Origin of the sequence: Paenibacillus mesotrionivorans, assembly GCF_046098205.1 — a bacterium.
GTDB lineage: Bacteria > Bacillota > Bacilli > Paenibacillales > NBRC-103111 > Paenibacillus_AR > Paenibacillus_AR mesotrionivorans.
The window spans coordinates 95371-120402 of sequence record NZ_JBJURJ010000021.1 but is presented as its reverse complement, the minus strand read 5'-3'; the positions used below and the strand labels follow the sequence as shown (position 1 = coordinate 120402).

The following is a 25032-nucleotide window of genomic DNA, read 5'->3' as shown; positions in this document are numbered from 1 at the left end:
TCCATTTGCTCCGAACACCCATAAAAGACGAAAAGGATGAACACACCATGATCATTATTCACGCGTCCCTCCGCATCAATCCGGCTAAAAATGAAGAGTTCCTGCAGGAGGTTGAGGGACTGCTTGCCGCTTCCAGAGCCGAGGAGGGTAATGTCTCCTATGATCTCTTCCAGGAGGCCGGCAAGGAGCACTCCTATCTGATGGTCGAGGTTTGGAAAAGTCCCGAGGCCGTGGACGTCCATAACAAAAGCAGCCACTTCCAAGCCTTCGGGGCCAAAGCGAAGGAGTTTTTGGCCGCACCGCTGGGTCTGAATGTATTCAACGGCGAGCAAGTCAAAACAGCAGGCCATTAATCGGCTTGCGCGCAAAAAACGGGGATTCTTCAGGCGTAAAGCCGGAGGATCCCCGTTTTGTTGTTTGTCGCGGAAGCGGCCGCGTTTACAGCGATTCGCCGATGACCCGTTTGTAATACAGAACAGACAATAAGCCAAAGATGGAATACAGTCCGGTATACACCAGCATCACCAGGATCGTGGGCGACAGCATCTCTGTGCCGAAGAAGAACCACCCGGATTTGACGGCGAAATAGCTGTGGCTCAAGCCCACTACCAGCGGGATGCCGAAGTTGAACAGCTGCTTGAAGCGGATGCCTGCGAGCAGGTTCCCGGGGGTAAAGCCCAGCTTCCGCAGAATGGTGTAGCCGCTTTTTTCCTCCTCGCTTTCATCCATCTGCTTGAAGTACAGGATACAGCCGGAGGTGATCAGGAAGGTGAGTCCCAGGAAGGCCACAATAAACATAATCAGGCCCATGTTGGTGCGTTGGTCCACCTTAGTCTGGTACTGTGAGAAGCTGTTGAAGGCGTCTCCCTCATGGGTTAAAAAGATCTCATTGGCCGCGGCAATTTGGTTAGAGTCGTCCAGGTTGATTCCGTAATACACCTCGGATACCTTATAGCGTTTGGGCGGGGTAACTGCGGCTGCCGCGGAGATGGTCCGGTAATCCGCTTCATCCACCACCAGCGCTTGTCCGTAATACATGGGTAAAACGGAAATCTTGGAGACGGAGGTGACGGTCAGCGGAATGGTTTTGCCCCCAAGCTCAATCCCGATTTCCACATTGTTGCGCGGAGACAGCATATTAAACAGGGAGGAGCCGGCGCTGAAATGGGCTTCCCCGGGCTTCACGTCCATGCCTACTGCCGTATCCTCCACCATATTGACGGCCAAACCCGATAAATCTGCCATTGCCATAGCGGAAGCATCGACAAATTTGGAGGCTTCAATCTCCAGTTGAAACGAGGGAATCCGAAACTCCCGAAAGCTGATGCTGCTTGCATGAAGCGCTTCTGCGAACTGGTCCTTGTCCTTCTCCTTCACAAAGCCGAAATGATGCGGCGACACATCCCTGGCGGTGGTCTCCGTGGAAGTGTACGAGATGTAGCTTAACGACAGCAGCCCGATAGCCAGAGCGGATACGGTGGTAATGACCGTTAACAAAAGCGCGTTGGACCGCATCCGGAACATAATGGAGGACAGGGACAGCACCTCGTTTACGGACAGGTAGCCGTTTTTGCTTTTGCGGATCAAATTGAACAAAAAGCGCACAGAGCCTTTGTAGAACAGGTAGGTGCCGGCGATTACCAAGGCGAGGATGGCAACCATCGCCATCATCAGCTCCTCCATAGTCGTGAATGCGCCGCCGAACAGCCGGGCGGACAGAGCGTAGCCCCCACCGATGAAGCCCAGGCCCAAGAGCCCCATGATGATGTCCCACACGGAGATGCGTTTAACCCGCTCTTGTGCGGTGGACGTGACCCGGAACAGGGACAGAATGGTCTGGCCCTTGATAAACAGGTAATTCATGAGCATGATCAACAGGTACACGGTGGCGAAGACGAGGACGGTCTGCAGCAGCGCCTGGGGCGAAAATTGCAGCCGGGCCATTTCGTCCACGCCGATAATCTTGAAGAGAATCATGAGAATCAGCCGGGATACGGCAAACCCCGCCCCGATTCCCAGAAGCATGGAGCCGAAATAGAGAATCAAGTTCTCGGCGCTAAGCAGCCGGAATATTTTCCCCTTGGTGAGCCCGATTAATTGGAACAAACCGATTTCACGGCTGCGGCGTTTGATGAAAATGGTGTTGGCATAAAGCAGAAAAATAGCAACGATGGCCACCAGCAGGATGGAGGAGGCGCCGATGGCGGCCGCTCCTTTGATGCTACCCTCCGCTTCGTCCATGGCCGGGTCGTACCGCAGGGTCACGAAGGAAAAATACAGGGCCACACTGAAGATCAGCGCAAACACATAAAGATAGTAGTTGCGGATGTTCTTCTTGAGGTTGCGCAGGATGATAAAATGGATGCTCATGGCTGCACCCCGCCCAGCACTCCTTGGGTTTTAATAATATCCCCTAAGAAGGACTGCCGGGTTTCCGTGCCCTTCTCCAGCTGGGTGTAAATTTGCCCGTCCCGGATAAACACCACCCGGCTGCAGAAGCTGGCGGCCATGGGATCATGGGTGACCATGACGATGGTGGCCTGGCGCTTCTGGTTCATCTCGGAGAGTTTGTTCAGCAGGTCGGAGGCGGACTTGGAATCCAGGGCCCCCGTAGGCTCATCGGCGAAAATAATCCCTGGCTGATGAATGAAGGCTCTGGCTGCGGAGGTCCGCTGCTTCTGCCCCCCGGAGATTTCCGACGGGTATTTATCCTTCAGCTCGAAGATGCCCAGCTCCCGGGCTACCTCCTCAAACCGCTGGTGGGCTTCGCGGCGGCTGATATCCGTGATGGATAAGGGCAGCAGCACATTTTCCTTTACGGTCAGGGTATCCAGCAGATTATAATCCTGAAAAATAAAACCCAGGTGGCGCTTGCGGAATTCTGCAAGGGCTTTTTCCTTCATGCTGGTGAAGGTTTGGCCTTCGATATCGATAGTGCCCTGGCTTACCCGGTCGATGGAGGACAGGACATTCAGAAGAGTCGTTTTCCCTGACCCGGACGGGCCCATAATGCCCACAAATTCGCCCTTGCGCACCTTCAGGTCGATGCCCTTGAGCACCTCCTGGCGGTTCAGCTTGTTGCCGTAGGTTTTGTAAATATTGGAGGCTTCCAGAATCGTCATATTTGCTTCACTCCTTTGATACCTCCATCATAAGTCAGGGCACAGGGCTTTTTCCTGCGTTTCGCCGAACAAAAGAAAGGAGCATGTGACATTATTGTCACATGCCCGCAAGACGGACCAAATCGTTCTCCCGGGGGAATACCAGCGTAAACGCGCTGCCTTCGCCGGGCACGGATTCCGCCTTGATGACGATGAGAAGGGATTGTGCCGCCTGTTGGGCCAGATAGAGCCCCATGCCGGTGGCGCTGCCCCCGTCCTGCCGGTTGCGGGTGGAGGTGAAGCCTTTGTCGAAGATCCGCGGCAGATCCTTGGGTTCGATTCCCCGGCCCCGGTCGCGGACGGTCAGAAGCACATGGGCATCCTGCTCCTCGCTGGTGATGGAAATATCCGTGCCTGGTCCGCTGTATTTCACTGCGTTGCTGAGCAGCTGCCGCAGGATGAAGCCCAGCCACTTGGCATCGGTCAGGGTCTCTTCCGCCTTCAGATTCAGCTCAAACCCGATTCCCTTGGGAATGCACCAGGACCTGAGATCGCGGATTTCCTTGTTCAGCACCGGCCCCAGCTGGACTGATTCAATGTAGAGGTCATTCTTTAGAAAAGGCAGGCGCTTGCGGTGCAGCTCCTGGTCCAGCAGCAGATGGATCCGCAGCCATTCCTGCTGGAGCTGGTTCTTCAGGGGTTCGTCGGTGACCCGGCCCAGCATCAGATGCATGGCAGAGAGGGGGGTCTTCACCTCGTGAATCCAGGAGAGCAGATCATTCTTCTCCTGCTCCAGAACATGGGCGTTGGATGCGGACTCCCGGCGGCTGCCCTCGGTTTGGTCCAGCACGGCTTCCCGGACGATGGCCTGGAAGGGGCTGGCTGCTTCCGGGAGGGCCTGGGGATCATACAGATGCTCCCCGGCCTCCAGGTTCCGGTAAAAGCGGGTTTCCCGGAAGTACCGCCAGCAGAGGAAGGCGGCGCACAGGATTGCGTTCAGCCCGGCCAGATAAAGGGCCGGCAGGAGAGCGATGGACGGGTCCACATAAGCCACGAACAGCAGCAGCATCTCCAGCACCAAGAGGAGCAGGAGCCAGCTGCGGCGCTCCTTCAGGTAGCGGCGGATCATAGGGTTCCCTCTTCCGTGGCGATGTAGCCTTGGCCCACCCGGGTTTCGATGCAGGCGTCCAGCCCCAGTGGCTCCAGCTTCTTGCGCAGCCGGTTTACGTTCACCGTTAGGGTATTGTCGCTGACAAAGTCCTCGTTGTCCCACAAGGCCTGGATCATCGCCTCCCGGGTGACAATCTGCCCCTTGTGTTCCACCAGGATGTTTAAGAGGAACATTTCGTTTTTGGTTAGCAGTACGGTGCCCTGGGGACTGGAAACGGTATTTTTGACCGGCTCGACGGTGGCCCCCCGCCAGGTGCGAAGCTCCGGCCGGTCGCTGGTGTAATTGTAGACCCGGCGCAGGATGGCCTGGATTTTGGCCACCAGCACCTCGAAGTGGAAGGGCTTCTGGACGTAGTCATCCGCCCCCAGGGTCATGGACATGACCATGTCGCTGGGATGGTCCCGGGAGGAGAGCATCAGGATCGGGACCTTGGAATGGGCCCGGATGGTGCGGCACCAATGGAAACCGTCATACTGCGGCAGCTGGATATCGATAATAACCAGCTCCGGCTTCAGCGCCGCGAACTCCTCCAGCACCCGGCCGAAATCGGTTATGCCGTGGACCTGGTAGGACCACTGGGCAAGCCGCTGGCGGATCTCGCCGAACAAGGCGGCATCGTCCTCGATGAGCAGAATGTTGAACATAGTGGATATCCCCCTGTAATACCCCGGTCCGTGCCGGAGGCCGGATGGGGTATGGAAGCCTCGAAGTGGGCAGAGCCCATTTGAGGGAAAAAGCCTGTAATCCCCCGGTCCGTGCCAGAGGCCGGATGGGGTATGGAAGCCTCGAAATGGGCAGGGCCCATTTGAGGGAAAAGCTGCAGTGTCGTGGCCCCGGTAGCTGGAGGCGCGTTATGGTTTTAACGGCGGTGAGAGCCGCTATTTGGCCCGAAATAGGGGATTGCAGAATCTAACGGAAGCAGGAGACGTTATTTGGCCAAAACCGGGCTTGCGGCGGGTGGTTTGGCCCAAATAGCGGCGCTGGCCGCCGTTAGAATTTTTGGGGCGGTGTTTTCGCGGAAATAAGGGCTTTCACCGCCGTTAGAGCCGATGTGATACGCAGGCAAGCAGCGCCAATGGAGATAGGCAGTACGCTTCCGCTGGGGCTGTCAAAGTAAGATAAGCAGCGAGCATCTGCTGGGGCCGCCCAAGTAAGATAAGCTGCACGGACTCGCCGCCAATGCTGAGGGAGATGAGCCGTCCGTGTCCGCGGGGGCCGCCCAAGCGAGATAAGAAGCGTGTGTCCGATACTGCCACCACCCCAGGAGAACAGCTGGCGTATCAGCCGCCCTCTGCTTCCGCCACCGCTGCCGCGTCCTCCATCAGCTGGTGGATTTTGCGGGTGGTGTTGACGTTGCGGACGGTCATAAGGCCGTACAGCCGGGTGCCGATCAGCTTCTGCATCCCGCTGCGGGTGGCGTTGGCCCGGTCCACCGACCAAAGCACGGCGCCCGGCGCATAAAGCACCCGGTCGATCTCCGGCTTGAACTTGAGCTCGTCCAGCACCTCAGGCGCGTCCGCTTCGGCCCAGAGGAACAACACATCGCTCCGCATGGTGTCGTCATTGGTCCAGGTTTCCGGCAGATGCCGGATCACCCCGCGGATATCCTCCAGGCTGCGGATCACTACCCGGATGGGCAGGTTAAATTCCCGGAGAATCACGTCCTCCAGAATCCCGGCCAGCTTGTGCTTCCGCTCCTGTTCCTGCCCCCGGGATAGGTCTCCGCTGCTCACCCCATCCTCAGCGCCCCAAGAGAACACAATGTTGCCGGAATTGATATACGTGATTACCTGCCGCATGCCGGCCTGCTCAAAAGCCAGCTTCAGCCGCTTCATATCCACTTTATTATTGCCGCCGACATTGATGCCCCGCAACAGTGCAACGTAAACCATATTGTCACTCCTTTTTTCTTGTCCCCGCATGCTATAGTTTTAGTATGCCACAAAATGGCTGTCCGTGCTGTGGTGTCTGACGCCCTGAACGTCGATGACATGTCACAGAAGGTCCTCAAATTTCAGATCCAACTGACGAAATTGTGCAGAAGAAGTTGCGCGAGCGTCGGCTGCGAAGGGATATGATCGGTTGTGAAAGGAAGAGATGCGAATGGATTGGTTAGCCCAAATGAACAGTGCTCTGGACTATATCGAGGAAAATCTCATGGGTGAGGTAGACTATGCGGTGGCCGCAAGGAAGGCCTGCTGCTCCAGCTTCAACTTCCAGCGGATGTTCTCGTTTATTACAGGCACATCGCTTGCGGAATATGTCCGCCGCAGGCGCCTGACCCAAGCGGGCATCGAGCTGCAGAACAGCAGCATCAAGGTGCTGGATCTGGCGGTCAAGTACGGCTACGATTCCGGCGTGGCCTTTTCCCGCGCCTTCCAGGCAGTTCACGGGATAACTCCCACCCAGGCCCGCACTGCGGGGGTTACTCTGAAGGCGTATCCGCGCATCTCCTTCCAAATCACCATCAAAGGAGTGCAGCCCATGAACTACCGGATTGAAACCAAGGAAGCGTTCCAAATGTTCGGACTTGAGGGTGTGTTTCACCCCGACAAGGAAAACGAAAGCGCCCCCCGCACCCCCCATGACCTGTGGGTGCAAAGCCAGGCCAACGGGGAATACAGGAGGCTGTTTCAAAATGCGGGCGGCCTGCCGTCCTATGTCAGCCCGGAGCTGTGCAGGCTCCATGGGGCCTGCGGCTACCGGAAGACGGAGGGGGACACCTTTCCGTATATGTTAGGGGCGTTCGTCGGCCCCGCCAGCAAAACCGAAGGATACACCGTAGTGGATATTCCGGCGTATACCTGGGTGATTTTTCCCTCGGAGAAGGGAAGCTGGGACAACATTGGCGATGTTATTGAAAATCTCTATAAGCGGGTGTACAGTGAATGGCTGCCTACCTCCGGCTATGAGCTGTTGGAGGGCGTGGATCTGGAAATCTACGGCGGGACAGATGGAGAGGGCTACATCGAGCTGTGGTTTCCGGTGAAAAAAAGAGGCTGACCCGACTTTCACGGCAGGCTCCGGCACCGGGGCATCCCGCCTCTTGGAGCAAAGCAGGACGTCACCGCATCACCCTTTTACCCCTGCCTCCGCTTCTTTGTAGGCGGGGGTTTGTGTTAGCTTTGGCTTCCGCTCCGAAATGAACAGCCCTGCCAGGGTCAGCAGAGCCCCCACCATGGCGGTGCCGGTCAGCCGCTCATGGAGGATCAGCCAGGAGGCAGCGATGGTTACCACGGGTACCAGATAGATGTACACGCTGGTTTTGACAGCGCCCAGCACCCCTACGCACCAGTTCCACGAGGCGAAGCACAGGGCGGAGGCGAAGAAACTCAGGAACAGCAGATTCAGCAGATTCACGGGATCGGCGAACCGCTCCGGCGCCAGATGTAAATCCATAAAGCCCAGTGCCGGAAGCATAAACACCAGCCCGTAGAAGAACACCCGCCGGGTAGAGGCGATGTTGCTATGCTTAAGCACGCTGATTTTGCGCATGAGCACGGAATAGAAGGCCCAAAACACACAGGCCAGCACAGCCATGATGTCCCCGGCGGGATTCAACTCCAGGGCGTAGCTGCCGTTCAGCGTAATCAGCACAATGCCCAGCATGGCTAATGCGAAGCCGACGAAAAAGGGCGGGCGCAGCCCTTCCCCCTTCAGGAAGAAGTGGGCCGCCACTGCCGTAAAAAATGGCGCCACCGAGACGATGATGCCAACGTTGGACGTGAGCGTCAGGGTGAGCGCGATATTTTCCAATAGAAAATACAGCGTTACGCCGCAAAGCCCTGCCCCTGCAAACAGCAGCTCCTCCCGGAAGCCGGAGGTTTTGACGAAGCGGGGATGGACAGCCAGCAGGGCCAGATACCCCAGCGTAAACCGGAAAAACAGGATTTCAAACGGGGAGAAGTCCCCCAGCAGCACCTTGGTGGAGATGAAGGTGGTGCCCCAGACGAAAATGGTGAAGATGGCGGCTGCATGGCCTGCCGCTGCGGCTCTTGCTTTAATCATGTTTGCCTCCTTGAAGGTGGGGCTGCCGCACCGGCCCGCCGGAGAAGATCCGCATATACTGCCGTGGTGTCAGTCCGATCAGTTTTTTGAAGGTATGGGTAAAATGAGGCTGGTCGCTAAAGCCGGTCCGCTGCGCCGTTTCCGCCGGGGACAGCCCCTGCTCCAGCAGCTGCTTGGCCCGTCCGATCCGAATGGCCTGGAGATAGCAGTGCGGCGTAATGCCCATGGACCGGGTGAACGAACGGAGAAAATGATATTTGCTCATGCCAGCCAGGCTGCTGATCCCGTCCAAGGACACGGCCTGCTGGTAGTTGGCCTCGAGATAAGCGCAAACCTCCCTCATCCCGTCCTCCGGCTCCGGGCTAGCCGTCTCCGAAGGCAGATCCGCCTCCTCCTGCAAAAATTGGCTGATAAACAGCAGCGCCAGCTCCTCCTTATCCATCTCCTGTTCCCCGGCGGCAATCATCCGGTGCAGCTCGCACAGGGACGCGGCCAGCTCGCTTTGGACCAGGACCGGGCGTTTGAAGCGGGGCAGATAGGACCGGCCCGTAATTTCCCCCACCATCCGCTTCATGGCATCCTCCTGTATGTTGAGACAGCGGTAGTCCAGCGCTCTGCCGTCCAGCTGCTCGCAGGAATGGACATCACCGGGATTAAACACCGTAATATCCCCGGGGGTGATGATGGTTTCCTCATTTTTGCAAACCAGGAGCCGCCGGCCCGCCTCGATAAATCCGATGACATAGTAGTCATGGAAATGGTTGGGGAATTTCTGCATAACCCCCTCAAACCGGTAGGCTTCGATGCCCAACGCCGCATCATAACAAACCGTTCTTTTTTCCTTCGCCATGCTCCAATCCTCCGTTGCGGTAATGCTTTAGTGTAAGAATACCACAAGGAGGCTTCCGAAAGATTGTAGAATCTTGCTCAATTGGGCATAAAGCTGTATACTGGCATAGGGGAACATATGTTTGCGGAAATAAATACCGATGGAAATGAGGAAATATGGTATGCTGTTGGAAAAGGAAGCACTGGTCCGGTTTTTGGTGGAGGCCAAACGGCATACATACGCCGCCCAAGGGGACGAAGCCTCTGTGCCCCCGGTTTTGACAGGCTCCAAGCAGCTGGAATATGCCAATGGAGACTGGCGGTACCGGGATATTTATTTTGGCATGGACTTTTTTGCCGGGCAGGAGGTTGTGGAGCTGGCGGGACGTCCCGTTTGGACCATGGTATATTCCGGAGGGGTTAACATGTCTCCGGCAAGCCGGGAGCGGACGGCGGCCGTATACCGCTTCCTGAGGGAGGCCCTTTTGCAGGTCAACGCCCATCAGCTTTACCGGGGACCGGAGCGCTGGCGGGAGGGCGACTGGGAGTACCGCAGCACCTCCGAAGGCAGGCTGGAAAGCTTCCGCGGGTCGGAATCCATCCTGCTGGACGGAGAGTCTGTGTATGAGCTTCAGTACAGCGGAGGTTTGCTGTTGGACTGAATAAACGAAGGGGATGATAGACGTGCATCTGCTGGACATTGAAGAGCTGGACGAGTCCATCATTCTGGATATTTATGAGCGGGCGGACAGCCTTCGGTTGAAGCAGGAGGGCTCTCTGCTGGCGGGGAAAACCTGCGTAATCTTCTTTCCCGAGTCCAGCATCCGCACACGTATTACCTTCGAGAAGGGGATCCAGCAATTGGGCGGGCGGACTATTCTGTTCCCGCCGGAGGCGCTGGACAAGCCGGAACGGCTCCGGGATGTAATGGGTTATCTGGAAAATTGGGCGGATGCGGCCATCATCCGGCATCCGGACCTGGACAAGCTCCGGGAGCTGGCGGCCCAAGCCCACATTCCCGTCATCAATGCCATGACCACATACAATCATCCCTGCGAAATCCTTGCGGATCTGTATGCCCTGCGTCTCCAGCGGCCGGATTACCGGGGGCTGACGTATGCCTTTGTAGGGCCTCCGGGCAACATTGGCCGCACCTGGATGCACATGGCGCAGGTGATGGGGCTAACGTTCATCCATGTCTGCCGGCCCGGCCAGCAAATGGCGGAGGAGGGCCGCTATTACCGTTTTACCGACTCCTTGGAGGAGGCCCTCCGGGAGAGTGATGTGGTGCTGACGGACCCTCTGCCCACCCCGTTCCGTGAAGAGAGCTACTACCGGGATTACCGGATCACTCCGGAGCGGATGGCATTGGCCAGACCGGGTGCCCTGCTTAATCCCTGCCCGCCCTTCCGTGTGGAGGAGGAGGTTAGCGGCTCCGTCATCGACTCCCCGTATTTCGTGGGCTACGGCTTTAAGCGGCATCTTCTGGAGGTCCAGCAGGCGGCGCTCCTGTATGGTCTGGAGCGGTAAGGCCGCCTTAGGCTGCCTACACAGATCAGCCGTTCTACCTTTTCTCCGGCGGAATATACATAACGGGTGGATGGTTTCCAACATTTACCCCGGGGAGAGGATTGCTTGTGGCGGTTTCATATATGGACTTCACATCGCCGAATGCGCAGTATACCTACGATCTGCGCAATAACCCGATGTTCGCCAAGGACAGCGGCAATGTTATCTATGCGCTGGGTGTGCAGCAGCTGAACACATTGGGGAATGTATCCCTGCTGGATATTTATTTGACCAAAGGCAACGTTGTCGAGCCGCATATCCACCAGAATGCATCGGAGCTGGTGTATGCCATTTCGGGGGCGGCGGTGGTGTCCATGCTGAACCCCTTTACCAAGCAGGTGCAGCAGTATGGCATTACGCCCGGACAGGTGGCTAATGTGCCCCAAGGCTGGATCCACTGGGAGGTGGCCACAGAGGACGGCACCCATCTGCTGGCGGTATTCGATGCACCGGTGCCCGAGTTTATCGGCATATCGGATTTCCTGAGGCTGGTGCCCCGTAACCTCCTGGCGCATACCTATTGCCTGGATCAGGCGGCCATTACGCAGGCGCTGGCTCCCATTACAGCGACAACGGTGATCGGGCCTCCGGCCGGCTGTGCCCAGTACCATCAGCCTGCGACACCACAGCCTGAGGCGATGATCCATGACCAAGGAGCCGGTCAGCAGCCGGCACAGACTGCCCGCAGCACCTATGGCGGATATTACAACCATCCGTATTATGGGCATACCCCTGTCCAGGGTTACGCCCAGGGTTATCCTCCCTCGTATGGACAGCCGTATGTTTATCCGGGCCAGCAGGGGCAGGGGGACGACTGAGAGGAAGCTGCCGCAGGTGTATGCTCATTCAGTAAGACAGTAAGCTGACTATAGCAAGCCGATCTGAATAGCACATGATCTAAGCCGCAGGGTTATCCGCCTGGCGGCTTTTGTTATGTGCCGGGAGGGTTTTGATGTAACTGAATTTTCCCTGGTTTTCCCAATGGCCGGAGCGTATACTGGCGCTACCCTGAAATAACACCGTCCAAGCCTCAGGCTGGATGTGTTATGAACCCTCGAAATGGGCGAAGCCGATTTGAAGGCCATCTGTGACATTTCATCGGTCATTGGTGCGGCGGAAACGCAGCAGGATTGCTATTGGTTATGGATCGTGAATACATTGAATGGTTAACGGGAGGACAGCATGTTTCGAAAATCATTGAGGACGATTAGGATTTTGTTCCGGTACGCCCCGGGACTGACGGTGATCAAGCTGGTGCAGCTGGGGCTGACGGGGGTGATGGCGCCGTTGTCCATCTATTTTATCCAACGGGTGATCGACGCTGCTTCGGGTGTGGTAGCCCACGGGGCAGGCTGGAAGCCCTTGGCCGTCTGGTGCGCTTGCCTTCTGGGGGCGCTGCTGTTCAACTCGACGGAGGGCGGTTTCCTGGACGGAATTCTCGGCATCGCCATCAAACGGAGACTGAACAGCGGCATGACGCCGAATATTGTGGACAAGTTCAAACGGCTGGAATATGCCTGCTTTGAGGACAAGGACGTGCAGGATACCCTCCAGCGTATGTCCAGCGATCCTCAGGACAAGGTGTTCCAGCTGTTTTTGAGCGTGACGGGGGTGCTGACCTGCATGATGGCCATGGCTGGCTCCGCTCTTGTGTTTGCCCAGGTGGGATGGTGGTTTATGGCCGGGTTCCTGGTACTGCTGGTCCCTGTGGTGTGGCTGGATTTCAAGGCGGCGGATATGATGAACACCATGCTCAACAGCCAGTCCACGGATGAGCGGCGGATGCGGGACCTGGGGAATCTGGTGGCCGGCAAGGCGGCCCTGTTCGAGCTAAAGCTGTTCGGCGCAACGGAGTTTATTATGGGGAAATGGCGGGGCTTAGCCCACCAGGTGCTCCGCACCCGGGTCAAAACCACCTTCCACGCCCAGCGTTATTATCTTGTAAGTCTGCTTCTGTTCAAGGTTTGGGCGGCTTTTATTGTTCTCAGCCTGGTCGCCGGTGCGCTGCGGGGGGACATGACCATCGGTCTGTTTACTGCACTGATCGCCTCCACCGGTGCGGTGATCAGCAATGCGGAGCTGCTTTCCCATACCCTGCAGCGCCTGCGCTCGCGCTATTTGCTGATGGATCATTATTATGCCTTCCTGGCCCTTCCGGAGGCGGTATACGGGAACCGGACGTTGGGAGACGAACCGCTTACGGTGGAGTTTGAGCAGGTGGTATTTACATATCCCAAGACGTCCCTCCCTGTGCTGAGCGGAGTGAGCTTTACGGTGAGTCCGGGGGAACGGGTCTCTCTGGTGGGGGAGAACGGGGCGGGCAAATCCACGATCATCAAGCTGTTGTGCCGTCTTTATGAGCCGGACAGCGGACGTATTCTGGTCAATGGCATTCCCATCCGGGAGCTAAAGCGCAGTGAGTTGAAGCGGATATTTTCGGTCATCTTCCAGGATTACCAGCGGTATGAGCTGTCCCTGCGGGAGAATGTGGCCTTCGGTGATTTATCCAGCCTGGAGAATGATGAGGCGCTCCGCGCCGCGTTACGAATGGGCATGGCAGAGGAGCTGGCCGGTAATCTGGATATGCCCCTGGGTAAGCTGGACCCTGCGGGAAGGGATCTCTCCGGCGGCCAGTGGCAGCGGGTAGCCCTTGCCCGGGCGTGCCTGCCGGACAGCGCCTTCGTGATCCTGGATGAACCGGCTGCAGCTTTGGACCCCTTGGCCGAAAGCCGGATGTACGAAAGCTTCGCCAGGGTGCTGGCCAACCGGGGCTGCATCCTTATCTCCCACCGTCTGGCCAGCGCCCGCATGGCGGACAAGATTATTGTGCTGGCCGATGGGATCGTGGCGGAAAGCGGAAATCACCGGGCCTTAATGGAGGCCGGAGGCTTGTATGCCCGGATGTACGAAAGCCAGCGGTCCTGGTACGGGAAGGAGGCGGTGGTATCATGAGCAGTCTGCGCCGGATTTATGCCAGTATATTCAAATGGGCGCCGGCTTCGGCGGCGGCTACGGTTTGCCAGCAGCTGCTGGGGGCTTTGGTGCCGGCGGCTGTGACTGTGGTGTCAGCCGGGCTGTTCGACCATGCGGCCAAAGCCATCAACGGGCAGGCGGACGGCACTAAGCTGTACCTGTATGCAGCCCTTTATCTGATTATTTATTTGATTAACGATATCCTGGAATACATCTTCAGCATTGCAGTAAACGCGGGGATTTACGAAAAGGGTACCGCCTATTTCCGGATGAATCTTTATGAAAAGGTGGCCAAGCTGCCTCTTTTGGCTCTGGAGGACCCGGAGGTGTTAAACCGCAAGGAGCGCGCCGATAAGGCAGTTCAGGACGAGTCCCTCTCTGCACTGTTCAACGGCACCCTGGTGTTCTTGCGGGCTCCCTTAACTGCGGTTGCGCTTGCGGCCGTGCTGGCCCGGTACAGCGTTTGGCTATTGCCCTTGTCGCTGCTGTCGGTGCTGCCGTATTTGGTTGCCCGTCTGATACGGGGGAAGGAGTTCTTCCACGTGAGGCGGGCTCAGGCACCGGAAACCCGCCGGCTTGCCTATCTGTGGAGTCTGTTCCATACCCGCCAGACGGCCAAGGAGATGCGGGTGGCGGGTTTCGACGGCTACCTCACCGGGAAGTGGACTGCCACCCGGGACAAGGTAAATGAGGAGCTGTGGGCGGTAGGTAAGAAGGATGCCATCAGCCTGCTCTTCTGCGATCTGTTCCGCATCCTGGGATACGGCGCCTCCATCGGGCTGGTGCTGATGCTGGCGCTGCGGGGGCAGGTCACGATGGGGGTATTCGGCGCCTCCGTTACGGCGTTCCTCAGTATGCAGATGACCATGAAGGTATTTCTTCAATCCCTGGGGCGGATTCCCGAGCAGTTGGGATATGCCAAGGACTATTATGCTTTTCTGGACCAAAAGGAGGAGGAAAACGGCAGCACCGCTTATCCCGGACTGCAGATGGATATCCGCCTGGAGGGTGTGGCCTTCCGTTATCCCGGACAGACGGGCTATGCGCTCTCTAATCTGGATCTGGTGATCCGCAAAGGGGAAAAGGTGGCCGTGCTCGGGGAAAACGGCAGCGGCAAAACTACTCTGGGCAGGCTTTTGCTGGGTTTTTATCCGCCGGAGGAGGGAGAGGTTTTCGTCGACGGTGTGCCGGTCAGCCATTATGACCAGACGGGTTTCCGCCGACAGGCATCGGCAGTAGCCCAGCAGTTCGCCGTCTATAATCTCAGCCTGCGGGAAAATGTGGCGCTGTCGGATACGGAGCGGCTCCATGCCGACGGCGATATTATGGAGGCCCTGCGGCAGGCGGGGCTGGAGGGGATAGGCGGCCTCGATGAGCCCATGGGCCGTGAATTCGGGGGCCGGGAGCTGTCCGGCGGCCAGTGGCAGAAGCTGGCCATTGCCCGGGGGCTGTTCCGCCCAAGCAGCCTGATTCTGCTGGATGAACCCACCGCCGCCTTGGACCCGCTGGTGGAAACGGATATACTCCGTTCCTTTATCCATGCCGCCCAGGACAAAACGGCGGTGATTATCTCTCACCGGGTGGGGCTGTGCAAGCTGGTGGACCGGATCGTGGTTATGAAGGACGGACGGATTGCGGAAAGCGGCAGTCATCAGGAGCTGCTGGCGGCAGGCGGGGAATATGCCCGGCTGTACACCGCCCAGGAGCAGTGGTACCGGTAGCTGAAGGTGGAACGGTAGCGGGCAGCTCCCGTTGCGGCGCGCAGTCCGGAGACCCATCGGGCGCTACACCCGCTTGCAATGGGTCGCCCGCCGGATGCTGTGTACCCGCTTGAGTCCGCAGCCCCGCCAGATGCTCTACGCTCGCTTGCGCTCTGCCATCCGTGAAGCGCTCGACACTGCATGCAGTCCGCCATTCCGCTTGATGCCCCGCGTTCGGTTGCGGTCAGTGGTCCGCCGGATTGCTGTGCACCCGCTTGAGTCTGCCATCCCGCCGGGCTCTACCCCCGCTTGCGGGCTACCACCCGCAGCCTCCGGTAGTCCATCACCCAGCGGCCGTCTCTGAACAGCGTTGGCGCCAGCTCCTGTTCCAGGTGCTCCAGCACCGCCTGGCGGGCGGAGTCGTCCAGAACGCGGAGCACACCGTTGGCGAAGGTGTTGACCCACTTGCGAAAGCCTGCCGTCCCGTCCTCAAGAGGTGTGGGGCGATGGAAGCAAAAGGCCAGCTCCACCTCCAGGCCGTGCTTCTCCAGCAGGGAGGCATATTCTCCGACAGTGGGGAAATACCAGGGCAGCTGCAGCTTGCCGGCTGCTCCCGCAGCCTCAAACGCCGACGGCAGCCCCCGGACAACGGAGGCGATATTGCCGTGGGCGCCAAATTCGGCCACCAGCCGCCCTCCCGGCCGCAGGCTTCCGGCTATGGAAGCGGCGGCCCCTTCGGCGTCGGTGAGCCAATGCAGCGCCGCATTGCTGAAGATGGCGTCGGCCGGCACCGGGCTCAAGAAGGACTGGCCGTCCGCCAGCACAAACTCCAGCTCCGGATGTTTGGCCCTGGCGGCTGCCAGCATCTCTGGTGAGGCGTCGATGCCCGTTACCCGGGCACCGGAATGGGCGATGGAAGCGGTCAGGTCTCCGGTTCCGCAGCCCCAATCCAGAATATACTCCCCTTCCTGCGGCTGAAGCAGCTCCAGGAGGGACTCCCCAAACCGGGAGACAAACGCCATATCCCCATCATAAATACCGGTATCCCACTTGTGATCCATTTACAGCATCCTCCCTCTTTTTTGGCCCGCGTGATTTCCTTTAACCGTACATCCATCGGGCTCATTTGAGAAATATATAAAACAAATGAAATCTATAGGCAGGTCCTATAGCTATCTATCGACGGGCATACCCAGGTGATTGTATTCGGCCTGCCGCCACACCCATATAGGACCCCGGGCACGCTAACGGAAGCTACAGCCCCCTGGAAACAGCCTGAGGCTCCAACCGCCATCGCCAGAAGTGAAACCGCCGGGTACAAGCACGCTAACGGAAGCCAGAGCCCTTATTTGCCGAAAAAACAGCCTTTTGAAAATCTAACGGAAGTGAGCGCCGTTATTTCGCCTAAATGGTGCTCAAACGGGCGTGTTCGCGGCACATAGAGGCTGTGGCTTCCGTTAGAAAATCAGGAACCCCTATACGAGACAAATAACGGCTCCCACCGCCGTTAGAATCACCTAGTACCCTCTGAGGCCCCGGCGTCCATCGCCAAAAACAAAACCGCCGGGTACACGCGCGCCATTTTGCCCCCCACACGTCTTAAAACAGGCAAACCGCCGCATCCCATCCGTCCATGCCTCTTAATCTCTCTTGCATATGCTGAAGAATGAGAGAGGAGGTGGCCATCGAAATGGAAAAAACAGCGATCGCACAGGTTTACCCCCGTCTGCGGCTTTTTTCGGAGGAGAACTTCAGGGGCATCCGGCGTACCGTGCGCGGAAATGTAGGCATTGCCAACCTGGAGCGGAGATACGACGATGTGGAGAGCCTCACCTTTTTTTCTACCAGCAGGAACGCTACGTTAGTTCTGTTCACACGGACCAATTTCCGCGGGAACTTCCGGGTGTTCCGGGGCAATGTAAGCCTCCGGGACTTGGATGACATTATCGGCGACAACGATCCGGAATCCCTGATTTCGTCTAACCGGTTTCTTACCCTGGCTCAAATCCGGGCAATCCGTTCCTCCGGCAATCTGCCGGCAGGCTTCAGAAGGCTCTAAGCCATCCAAGGTTTTGGCCTCATAATGAACAGCAAAAACCCGCCGAAGCCGGCGGGTTTTCTATTTGAAGCGCGGAGCGGATATAGTTATCTGCATTTAAAGCGGCAAAGGTTCTTGGTATCAGGCATACAGGCTTAGCCTTACTCCCCCGATGCCACGGCCACCCAATGGCCGGGATGGGCCTCCACGAAGCGGGAATGCTCCAGGCTGTACGGATCGGCCTTGGCGGATTCCGTTGGCACGGTGAAGGTTTTGTTCTTCTCGATGGCGGGATCAGGAACGGGAATGGCTGCCAGCAGGGACTTGGTGTACGGATGCAGGGGATTGGTGTACAATTCCTCGCTTTCCGCCAGCTCCACGATTTTGCCCTTGTACATCACTGCGACCCGGTCGCTGATATGCTTGACCATGGACAGGTCATGGGCGATAAACAGGTAGGTCAGACCCAGCCGCTGCTGCAGCTCCTCCAGGAGCTTGACGATCTGGGCCTGGATGGACACATCCAGCGCCGACAGGGGTTCGTCGCAGACGATAAATTCCGGCTCTACCGCAAGCGTCCGGGCGATTCCGATCCGCTGCCGCTGCCCGCCGGAGAACTCATGGGGATACCGCGGCGCATGGGAGGCGCTTAAACCCACCATCTCCAACAGCTCCTCCACCCGTTTCTGGCGGGCTTGTTTGCCGCTGGTCATGCCGTGGACATCCAGCGCCTCGCCGATAATGTCCTCCACCCGCAGCCGGGGGTTCAGCGAAGCATAGGGGTCCTGGAAAATCATCTGCATGTGGCGGCGCATGATTTTCATTTCCTTGCGGTTCAGCCGGTTTAAGGGGATGCCCTTAAACAGCACCTCGCCGCCGCTGGGTTCATTCAGCCGGAGAATGGCCCGTCCGGTGGTGGACTTGCCGCTGCCGGATTCTCCGACCACACCCAGGGTTTCGCCAGCCCGGATATCGAAGCTGATGTCATTGACCGCCTTCACAATCTGGCCCTTGCCCATGTCGAAATATTGCCGGAGGGAGCGAACCTCCAGAAGCGGTTGGCCGTCCTCCGAACGGATAATGGCAGGAGCGGGTTTGGGCCGCTTTTTCTCGTCCAGACGGGGCAGGGCATTCAGCAGATTCTGTGTATAGGGATGTTTGGGGGCGGCGAAAATCTCCTCCGTGGTCCCTTCCTCCACAATCTCCCCTTCCTTCATCACAACAACCCGGTCGCACATGCCGGCCACTACGCTCAGATCATGGGTAATCAGAATAATCGAGGTCCCCAGCTGGCGCTGGAGCTCCTTCATCTGATGGAGAATCTGTGCTTGGATGGTCACATCCAATGCCGTGGTGGGTTCGTCGGCGATAAGCAGAGAAGGCCGGCAGGCCAGGGCGATGGCAATCATCACACGCTGGCGCATACCGCCTGAGAATTCATGGGGATACTGCATATAGCGGGTATCGCTGTTTGGGATGCCTACCATACGAAGCATTTCCAGCCCCTCGCGGCGAGCCTCTTGGGCGGACAAGCCGCGGTGCTTGATGAGGCTTTCTTCTATTTGACGGCCGATCCGCATAGTGGGATTCAGAGAGGACATGGGGTCCTGGAAGATCATGCCGATGTCCCGTCCGCGGATGGCTTCCATCTCATGCGGGGATTTATCGGCCAGATTCTGGCCCTGGAACAGGACCTCGCCTGCTTTGACCATGGAGGGAGGAGAGGGCAGGAGACGCATAATGGTGCGTGCCGTTACGCTTTTGCCGCTGCCGGATTCCCCGACAATACCCAGGGTTTCCCCCCGGCCTACCTCAAAGCTGACGTTCCGAACCGCTTCCACTTCCTTGTCCCGGGTAAAGAACGAAACAGACAAATGATTCACCTTTAGCAACGTGTCCATGCTTTCACCTACGCATCTACTAGGGATTTTCGGAAATTTTTTGACCAACCTAAAATTATATTGGTAATTGTATCACGGATATTATAAAATGATGAAATAAAAGTTTTGCAATTCTTCAAAAATGTCCATGCACCCGTATTGACAGCGAGGGGAGCCCAACTTAAAACCTTGTAACTCTATGGGATTTATTCGAATACTTGGTAATATACATTTCGGAGAAGAATCGAGGCGCTGAACATGTCCGGAGACATGACTGCAACGGGTACCCGCTCCGCCGGACGGCTGGCGGAAATTTATTCGAAAATGCTGCTCCATCCCGCCTACCGCTATCTGCTGCTTCTTTTGGGAGCACCGGTGAATGCGGTGGTGTTTTTCATATATTTGTACCGCCGCAAGCTTAGCGGACAGAGCGGAAGGCGCAGGGAGCTGGAGCGCCGGCTGCAGGAGACCGGGGAGTACGAACGGCTGTTAGAGGAAGCGCGTGACCAGTTGATGCGGAAGCACCGTTTCTTCGGCCAGACGGCAAGTCCCGAGAAGCTGGAGAGAGAAGCCGGCCAGATTGCCCGGGAGCGGCTGCAGGACCGGATCGTAAGCGAACTGGAGCGGCAGCAGGGCGGCAGGGGTGGCATCACCTATGCTAGCACCTTCGGGGAACTGGCAGGCAATCCGTTGTTCCTGGGGTTATCCCTGATTCCGGGTATCCTGATGTATCTGTTGATGACCATTTACAGCAACCCTTATCTCAAATATATCGCCGAACGCCTCCTGATGACGGTATTTGTTATCTTCGGCGTCGCCTTTCTGGTTTTCACCATCCTCTATATTTCCCCGATGAACCCCGCCGCCAACATTATCGGTGAAACGGCAACGGCGGAGCAGATTGCCGCCTTCAACAAGCTGTACGGGCTGGATCAGCCTTATCTGGTACAGCTGTGGGACACCATCAAGGGGATTTTCACCTTCGATCTGGGCAGATCCTTCCAGGGCAATGAAGAGGTGACGGTGGCCATCGCCAACAAGTTCCCGGTAACCATGACCCTGACGGCCATCGCCACATTGATATCCGTGCTCATCGCGCTGCCGGTGGGAATTATCTCCGCCACCAAATCCAACTCGTTCCTGGATTACACCCTGATGTTCATCGCTCTTCTGGGGTTATCGATTCCGAACTTCTGGCAGGGTCTGATTTTTATTCTGACCTTCGCCATCAAGCTGCATTGGCTTCCCGCCACCTTCAATCCGGCCAATTGGCTGTCCATGATTATGCCGGTGGTGGTGCTGGGTACAGGCTTGACCGCAGCGGTAGCGCGGATGACCCGTTCGTCTATCCTTGAGGTTATCCATGAAGACTACATCATTACTGCCCGGGCCAAAGGCCTCTCCAGCCGGCAGGTGCTGTGGCGCCATGCCATGGGCAATGCGCTGATCCCCATCGTTACGGTGGTGGGCCTGCAGTTCGGGGGTATGCTGGGCGGCGCGGCGGTAACCGAGAAGGTATTCAATATTAACGGAATCGGCAGCTACATCGTGGATAAGCAATTTATCCCTGATATCCCTGGGATTATGGGCGGCGTTGTGTATACCGCCATTGCCATTTCACTGGTCAACATGGTGATTGATATTTTCTACGCATTGGCCGATCCGCGGATCCGCTCCAAAATGAGGCAATACTAAAGGCAGGTGATCCATCAAATGACTACAAAAACAGCTTCCCCATTATCCAATCAGGAAACCCACTTCCGCCTTGCCTCCGCACCGGAATACGCCCAGGCAAGCTTCGCCGGCATTGTATCTCTGGCATTGGCGGTTGTGTTCTTCATAAGCGGCATTGACTGGTCCGCCGGAGCACTGAAGCCGGTCTGGGCAACAATTTCCCTGTTGTTCCTGCTGTTCGGGCTGCTCCAGCTGGCTGTGATGCGGCTCATCCGCCGGGATCTTCTGGCAGAAGGAACCATCCGGCTCTCCACCCGGCGTCTGGGCTGGGGGCTGATGCTTAGTGTGCTCACCGGAAATCTGTTTGTTGCCATTGCCGCCTACCAGCTGGTGAAGCGGCGCAAAAGCCCGGCTTACATCCTGGCGGGGTATACCCTGCTGACCACTATATTTGTATTCGCCGTATCCACACTGAATATGTTCAAGCCTTATGTGGCGGATACCTTCCTTGTGGGAATGGGGCTTCTGATCATTGCCGCTGTGCTTCAATTGAGTTCACTCCTGGTTATCGCCCGGCATGATGATGACAGCCGGCTGCCGGCCTGGATGTGGGGAATTGCCGTTCTGCTATTGGCAACGGCGGCCACGGGCAACCTGTTCGCCCTTTTCCTGGCGCTGCTCCTTATGTCGCGGCTCCGGGACAAAGGGTATACATCAGGATCCAAGCTGAGCGATATTGTCGCCAAGCTGTCCCGCAGCTCCACCTCCATGTTGGGTTTGTTCTTCGTAGGATTCCTGGCATCCCTGGCCGTGTGCAGCTATCTGACCTTCGATTACAGCTTGGCCATTGAAAATAATTACAGCAATATTCTGCATGTCCCGTCCTTGGTTTATCCCATGGGGACGGATAATTTCGGAAGGGATCTGTTCTCGCGGATCGTCTTCGGGGCACGGATTTCCCTTACCGTCGGTATCCTGTCCACCCTCATTCCGTTTATTGTAGGCGGAATCCTGGGTGCCATCTCCGGCTACTACGGCCGGACCACCGATAATCTGATCATGCGGGCCCTGGATATTCTCTATGCCATTCCCGGCATCCTGCTGGCGATTGCCATTATTGCCGCCTTCGGAGCCAGCACCGGCAATCTGATACTGGCCTTGTCTGTAGGAGCCATTCCCACCTATGCCCGGACCATGCGGGCCAACGTGATGATGGTGTCCACCCTGGAGTATGTCCAGGCGGCCCGGGCCTTCGGTTCTGGCGATGCGGCCATTCTGTTCAAGCACATCGTACCCAACTCCATGGCGCCGATGATTGTCAAAGCCACACTCACTATCGGCACCGCCGTTATTTCCACCAGCAGCTTAAGCTTCCTGGGGCTTGGGGTGGAGCCGCATATCCCGGAATGGGGCAATATATTGAAGGTGGGCAGCGCCTACCTGGAGACCCATTCCTTTACCGCGATATACCCGGGCCTGGCCATAATCCTCTTGGTTCTCTCCTTCAACTTCTTGGGAGACGGACTGCGGGACGCCCTGGACCCGAAGCTGGACTAGCCGCAGGCTGGCACTCATTACCGGAATCCGCATTCATCCAATGAATGTGCGTTCATAGATAAGATTCTTTTACAAAAACATATTTCAATCAGGAGGGAACCAAATCATGAAAAAGGGAAACCTGGCTATTGCCGCAGCACTGAGCTTATCGCTTGTTGCCAGCGCCTGCACCTTGAGCACCAAAGACAAGTCGGCTGAACAGTCCGCAGCTCCTTCCGGAGCACCGGCGGATACCACCCCGGTGGATATTGAATTGCTGGCCCAAAACTCCAACGAAGCGGACGTGAACATCATCCGTGACCAGTTGGCCAAAAACGGCTTTAACGTTAAGCTGAACCTTCAGCCCGACTACGGCACCTACAAGGCCCAGCAGGATGCAGGCAATTTTGACATCGCCGTCTCCAGCTGGACTACCGTAACAGGCAACCCGGATTATGCCGTCCGCTCCCTCTTCAAAACCGGCGGAGACTACAGCATCATGTCTGACCCGGAAATCGATACGCTGGTCGAAACGGCCTCAACGCAAACACCGGAGCAATATGCCGAAACCTATAAGCAGCTGGAACAAAAGCTGGTTTTCGATAAAGCCTACATTGCGCCTTTGTACAATTCCGTGAAGTCCCAAGCCTTCAATCAGGAGGTTCTGAACAAGGACACCGTCCGCCTCTCCAAATCCCGTTCCCTGCCTTGGGAAGTGCTGGACTTTAAGGATACCTCCAAACGGGCCAAGGATCCGATTATTCTCCAATCGACTATGCCGACCTTGACCTCCCTGGACCCTATCAAGGGAAATGACGGCTCCATCAACATTATCAATACCAACCAATATGTCCGCTTGTTAAATCTGACCGATGACGACAAGCTGACGGCTGAAGGCTCCCTGTCCTATAACTTCGCCATTGCCGAAGGTAACTCCGAATATTACTTCATCCTCCGCGACGATATCAACTTTGCCGCCATCAAGGATAAGCTGGCCGTGGATACCGGCGAACGTGTAGGCGCAGACGACGTTATCTTCTCCCTGCTGCGGGCCAAGGACAAGAACTCCGTTCCCAACCACCGCACCTACACCCTGCATGAGCATATTTCCAAGGTGGAGCTGGTAACTGATGCAGCGGCTCTGGATGCCATCAAGATTTCCGGCAGCGGCGACACCGTTAAGTCCGGTCTGGAAAAAGGACTTCCAGCGAAGATTGCAGCGCTTGTCTCCGACAAGAAGGAATCCAACAGCAAGGAAGGCAAATACCAGGTCGTCAAGCTGACCACCACCAAGGCTTTCCCGCAGGTGCTGAACTATCTGGCCCACCAATCGGCAGGCATCGTGTCCAAGAAGCAGGTGGAAGCCATCAATACCTATGATGTAGCCAAATTCGATCCTAACAAGGATATTGCCTACGGCGATCAAAATACGGTGACAGAAGGCGCGAAGTACAACAATACCCTGTACACCAGCGGCCCGTACATCCTGTCCTCCAAAACCGACTATGAAGCCAACTTCTACAAGAACCCGGGCTACATGAAGGGGACTGCCAACGAACCGAAGGTCAATAACATCAAGGTCCGTTTCATCAAGGATATGGACAGCACCCTGTCCGCTCTGCGCAGCGGCGAGATTCATCTGTTCTACAGCGTTCCGGAAAACAAGTATGATGTGGTGAAGGGCGATACCAAGCTGGCGCTGCAAACCGTGCCCAGCAACGCTGTATCCTACCTGCTGTTCAACACCAAAAACCGTGAGGTAGCCAAGAGCGCCGACCTGCGGAAGGCCGTGCTGTATTCCATCAATCAGGATGAGTTCCTGGCTTACTACAAGAACAACAAGATCAAGGCCGTCTCCACAGTGAGCCCGCTGGTGAAAACCGGTCTTGAAGTGAAGGCCGATTCCGCCAAGGTGAAGGACTTCCTGGCCAAGTACAAAGCAAGCAAATAAGCCAATCCATCTGCACTGGGGCTGCGCGGCCGGTTCTGCCGGAACCGGGCAGTCCCGTTTTCCATGAATAGATCCATCATGTATGTCCGTCAAAAAAGGAGCGATTTTCTATGCCATCATCAAATAACCATACGCAGGACCTGGTTAAGCTGTCCCAATGGGATGCGCTGCTGCTGGAATCCCTGAAGGGCCACGGCTGGTCCGACGACGAGCTGCTGCGGCGGGTCCGGGAGGGTGATGTGCCCGAGGATACCAGCGATTTCAAGTTCAACTACCAGAATCTCCTGGACACCGCCGCGGCGGATTTTGCCACTGTGGAAGCCGCTGTCCGCCAGGGCTACCGGATCAAGTTCAATACGCTTCGTGGTTTGTCCAACTGGATGCGGCTGGCGCTCTCGGCAGAGCCCGAGGTTGTGGCGGAGCCCGGCCAAGAGGCTATCCTGGTAACACTCTCCCCAGAGCAGCACAGCGGCCTGTTGTCCGCTATCTCCTACGGCTGGACGGTTACGGAGACGGGTACCGCTGCGGGTGGCAGTCACTACCGCATCGAGCCCATGGCCCGGTTGTAAACCGAGCCGCTTGACTAAAAATGTGGGTTGCGCG

At 57.1% G+C, this 25032-nt stretch carries 20 protein-coding genes and 1 pseudogene; 12 read left to right on the top strand and 9 right to left on the bottom strand.

Annotated features, from left to right (window positions below):
• Nucleotides 1-353: putative quinol monooxygenase (locus ACI1P1_RS25940; protein WP_416219408.1), on the top strand; the 353-nt coding region annotated here is incomplete at its 5' end.
• A gap of 85 nt (nucleotides 354-438) precedes the next feature.
• Here the strand turns inward: ACI1P1_RS25940 and ACI1P1_RS25935 are convergent.
• The 5 genes and pseudogenes from ACI1P1_RS25935 to ACI1P1_RS25915 all read right to left on the bottom strand — a co-directional run bounded on the left by ACI1P1_RS25935 (nucleotide 439) and on the right by ACI1P1_RS25915 (nucleotide 6164).
• Nucleotides 439-2370 carry an FtsX-like permease family protein gene (locus ACI1P1_RS25935; RefSeq protein ID WP_416219407.1) on the bottom strand — a complete coding sequence of 644 codons (1932 nt, stop codon included), beginning with the start codon at nucleotides 2368-2370 and terminating at the stop codon, nucleotides 439-441.
• Nucleotides 2363-3122 (bottom strand): annotated as a pseudogene (locus ACI1P1_RS25930) (ABC transporter ATP-binding protein); the annotation flags it as partial. The gene ACI1P1_RS25935 and the pseudogene ACI1P1_RS25930, both read right to left, overlap by 8 nt.
• Before the next feature lie 97 nt (nucleotides 3123-3219).
• The gene (locus ACI1P1_RS25925; protein ID WP_416219406.1) at nucleotides 3220-4230 is read right to left on the bottom strand and encodes a sensor histidine kinase; all 1011 of its coding nucleotides are present in this window, start codon (nucleotides 4228-4230) and stop codon (nucleotides 3220-3222) included.
• Entirely contained in the window at nucleotides 4227-4916 is a 690-nt protein-coding gene (locus ACI1P1_RS25920) for a response regulator transcription factor (protein WP_416219404.1), read from the bottom strand. The genes ACI1P1_RS25925 and ACI1P1_RS25920 overlap by 4 nt, the downstream gene beginning before the upstream one ends.
• 636 nt (nucleotides 4917-5552) lie before the next feature.
• Nucleotides 5553-6164 (bottom strand): DUF1697 domain-containing protein, encoded by a 612-nt coding sequence (locus tag ACI1P1_RS25915; RefSeq protein WP_416219403.1) that lies wholly within the window; start codon nucleotides 6162-6164, stop codon nucleotides 5553-5555.
• Between the two features lie 211 nt (nucleotides 6165-6375).
• Between ACI1P1_RS25915 and ACI1P1_RS25910 the strand changes: the two genes are divergently transcribed.
• Nucleotides 6376-7275, top strand: a complete 900-nt coding sequence (locus ACI1P1_RS25910) for an AraC family transcriptional regulator (protein ID WP_416219402.1) — start codon at nucleotides 6376-6378, stop codon at nucleotides 7273-7275.
• Nucleotides 7276-7344: 69 nt separating this feature from the next.
• On the opposite strand, the gene ACI1P1_RS25905 is transcribed toward ACI1P1_RS25910, so the two are convergent.
• Nucleotides 7345-8277 carry a DMT family transporter gene (locus tag ACI1P1_RS25905; RefSeq protein ID WP_416219412.1) on the bottom strand — a complete coding sequence of 311 codons (933 nt, stop codon included), beginning with the start codon at nucleotides 8275-8277 and terminating at the stop codon, nucleotides 7345-7347.
• Complete coding sequence (locus ACI1P1_RS25900; RefSeq protein ID WP_416219401.1) at nucleotides 8273-9130, bottom strand: helix-turn-helix domain-containing protein; 858 nt, start codon at nucleotides 9128-9130, stop codon at nucleotides 8273-8275. Before ACI1P1_RS25900 ends, ACI1P1_RS25905 begins: the two co-directional genes overlap by 5 nt.
• A gap of 160 nt (nucleotides 9131-9290) precedes the next feature.
• Between ACI1P1_RS25900 and ACI1P1_RS25895 the strand changes: the two genes are divergently transcribed.
• The 5 genes from ACI1P1_RS25895 (at nucleotide 9291) to ACI1P1_RS25875 (ending at nucleotide 15371) form a co-directional block, all read left to right on the top strand.
• On the top strand, nucleotides 9291-9770 hold the full coding sequence (locus ACI1P1_RS25895; protein ID WP_416219400.1) for a DUF5680 domain-containing protein: 480 nt from the start codon (nucleotides 9291-9293) through the stop codon (nucleotides 9768-9770).
• Nucleotides 9771-9792: 22 nt separating this feature from the next.
• Nucleotides 9793-10638, top strand: coding sequence for an ornithine carbamoyltransferase (locus ACI1P1_RS25890; RefSeq protein ID WP_416219399.1), 846 nt, complete (start codon nucleotides 9793-9795; stop codon nucleotides 10636-10638).
• Between the two features lie 107 nt (nucleotides 10639-10745).
• Nucleotides 10746-11495 carry a cupin domain-containing protein gene (locus tag ACI1P1_RS25885; protein WP_416219398.1) on the top strand — a complete coding sequence of 250 codons (750 nt, stop codon included), beginning with the start codon at nucleotides 10746-10748 and terminating at the stop codon, nucleotides 11493-11495.
• Between the two features lie 364 nt (nucleotides 11496-11859).
• On the top strand, nucleotides 11860-13629 hold the full coding sequence (locus ACI1P1_RS25880) for an ABC transporter ATP-binding protein (protein WP_416219397.1): 1770 nt from the start codon (nucleotides 11860-11862) through the stop codon (nucleotides 13627-13629).
• Nucleotides 13626-15371 (top strand): ABC transporter ATP-binding protein, encoded by a 1746-nt coding sequence (locus ACI1P1_RS25875; RefSeq protein WP_416219396.1) that lies wholly within the window; start codon nucleotides 13626-13628, stop codon nucleotides 15369-15371. The genes ACI1P1_RS25880 and ACI1P1_RS25875 overlap by 4 nt, the downstream gene beginning before the upstream one ends.
• A gap of 278 nt (nucleotides 15372-15649) precedes the next feature.
• On the opposite strand, the gene ACI1P1_RS25870 is transcribed toward ACI1P1_RS25875, so the two are convergent.
• Nucleotides 15650-16411, bottom strand: a complete 762-nt coding sequence (locus ACI1P1_RS25870) for a class I SAM-dependent methyltransferase (protein ID WP_416219395.1) — start codon at nucleotides 16409-16411, stop codon at nucleotides 15650-15652.
• 629 nt (nucleotides 16412-17040) lie between these two features.
• Here ACI1P1_RS25870 and ACI1P1_RS25865 point away from each other — a divergent pair.
• Entirely contained in the window at nucleotides 17041-17409 is a 369-nt protein-coding gene (locus tag ACI1P1_RS25865; protein ID WP_416219394.1) for a hypothetical protein, read from the top strand.
• 140 nt (nucleotides 17410-17549) lie between these two features.
• Here the strand turns inward: ACI1P1_RS25865 and ACI1P1_RS25860 are convergent, their stop codons facing one another.
• Nucleotides 17550-19289, bottom strand: a complete 1740-nt coding sequence (locus tag ACI1P1_RS25860; protein WP_416219393.1) for an ABC transporter ATP-binding protein — start codon at nucleotides 19287-19289, stop codon at nucleotides 17550-17552.
• A gap of 237 nt (nucleotides 19290-19526) precedes the next feature.
• Between ACI1P1_RS25860 and ACI1P1_RS25855 the strand changes: the two genes are divergently transcribed.
• The 4 genes from ACI1P1_RS25855 (at nucleotide 19527) to ACI1P1_RS25840 (ending at nucleotide 24998) form a co-directional block, all read left to right on the top strand.
• Nucleotides 19527-20963, top strand: a complete 1437-nt coding sequence (locus ACI1P1_RS25855) for an ABC transporter permease (protein WP_416219391.1) — start codon at nucleotides 19527-19529, stop codon at nucleotides 20961-20963.
• Between the two features lie 18 nt (nucleotides 20964-20981).
• Nucleotides 20982-22499 carry an ABC transporter permease gene (locus ACI1P1_RS25850; protein ID WP_416219389.1) on the top strand — a complete coding sequence of 506 codons (1518 nt, stop codon included), beginning with the start codon at nucleotides 20982-20984 and terminating at the stop codon, nucleotides 22497-22499.
• A 106-nt stretch (nucleotides 22500-22605) separates the two neighbouring features.
• Complete coding sequence (locus ACI1P1_RS25845) at nucleotides 22606-24429, top strand: ABC transporter substrate-binding protein (protein ID WP_416219388.1); 1824 nt, start codon at nucleotides 22606-22608, stop codon at nucleotides 24427-24429.
• Between the two features lie 110 nt (nucleotides 24430-24539).
• Entirely contained in the window at nucleotides 24540-24998 is a 459-nt protein-coding gene (locus ACI1P1_RS25840; protein WP_416219387.1) for a hypothetical protein, read from the top strand.
• Nucleotides 24999-25032: the final 34 nt, after the last annotated feature.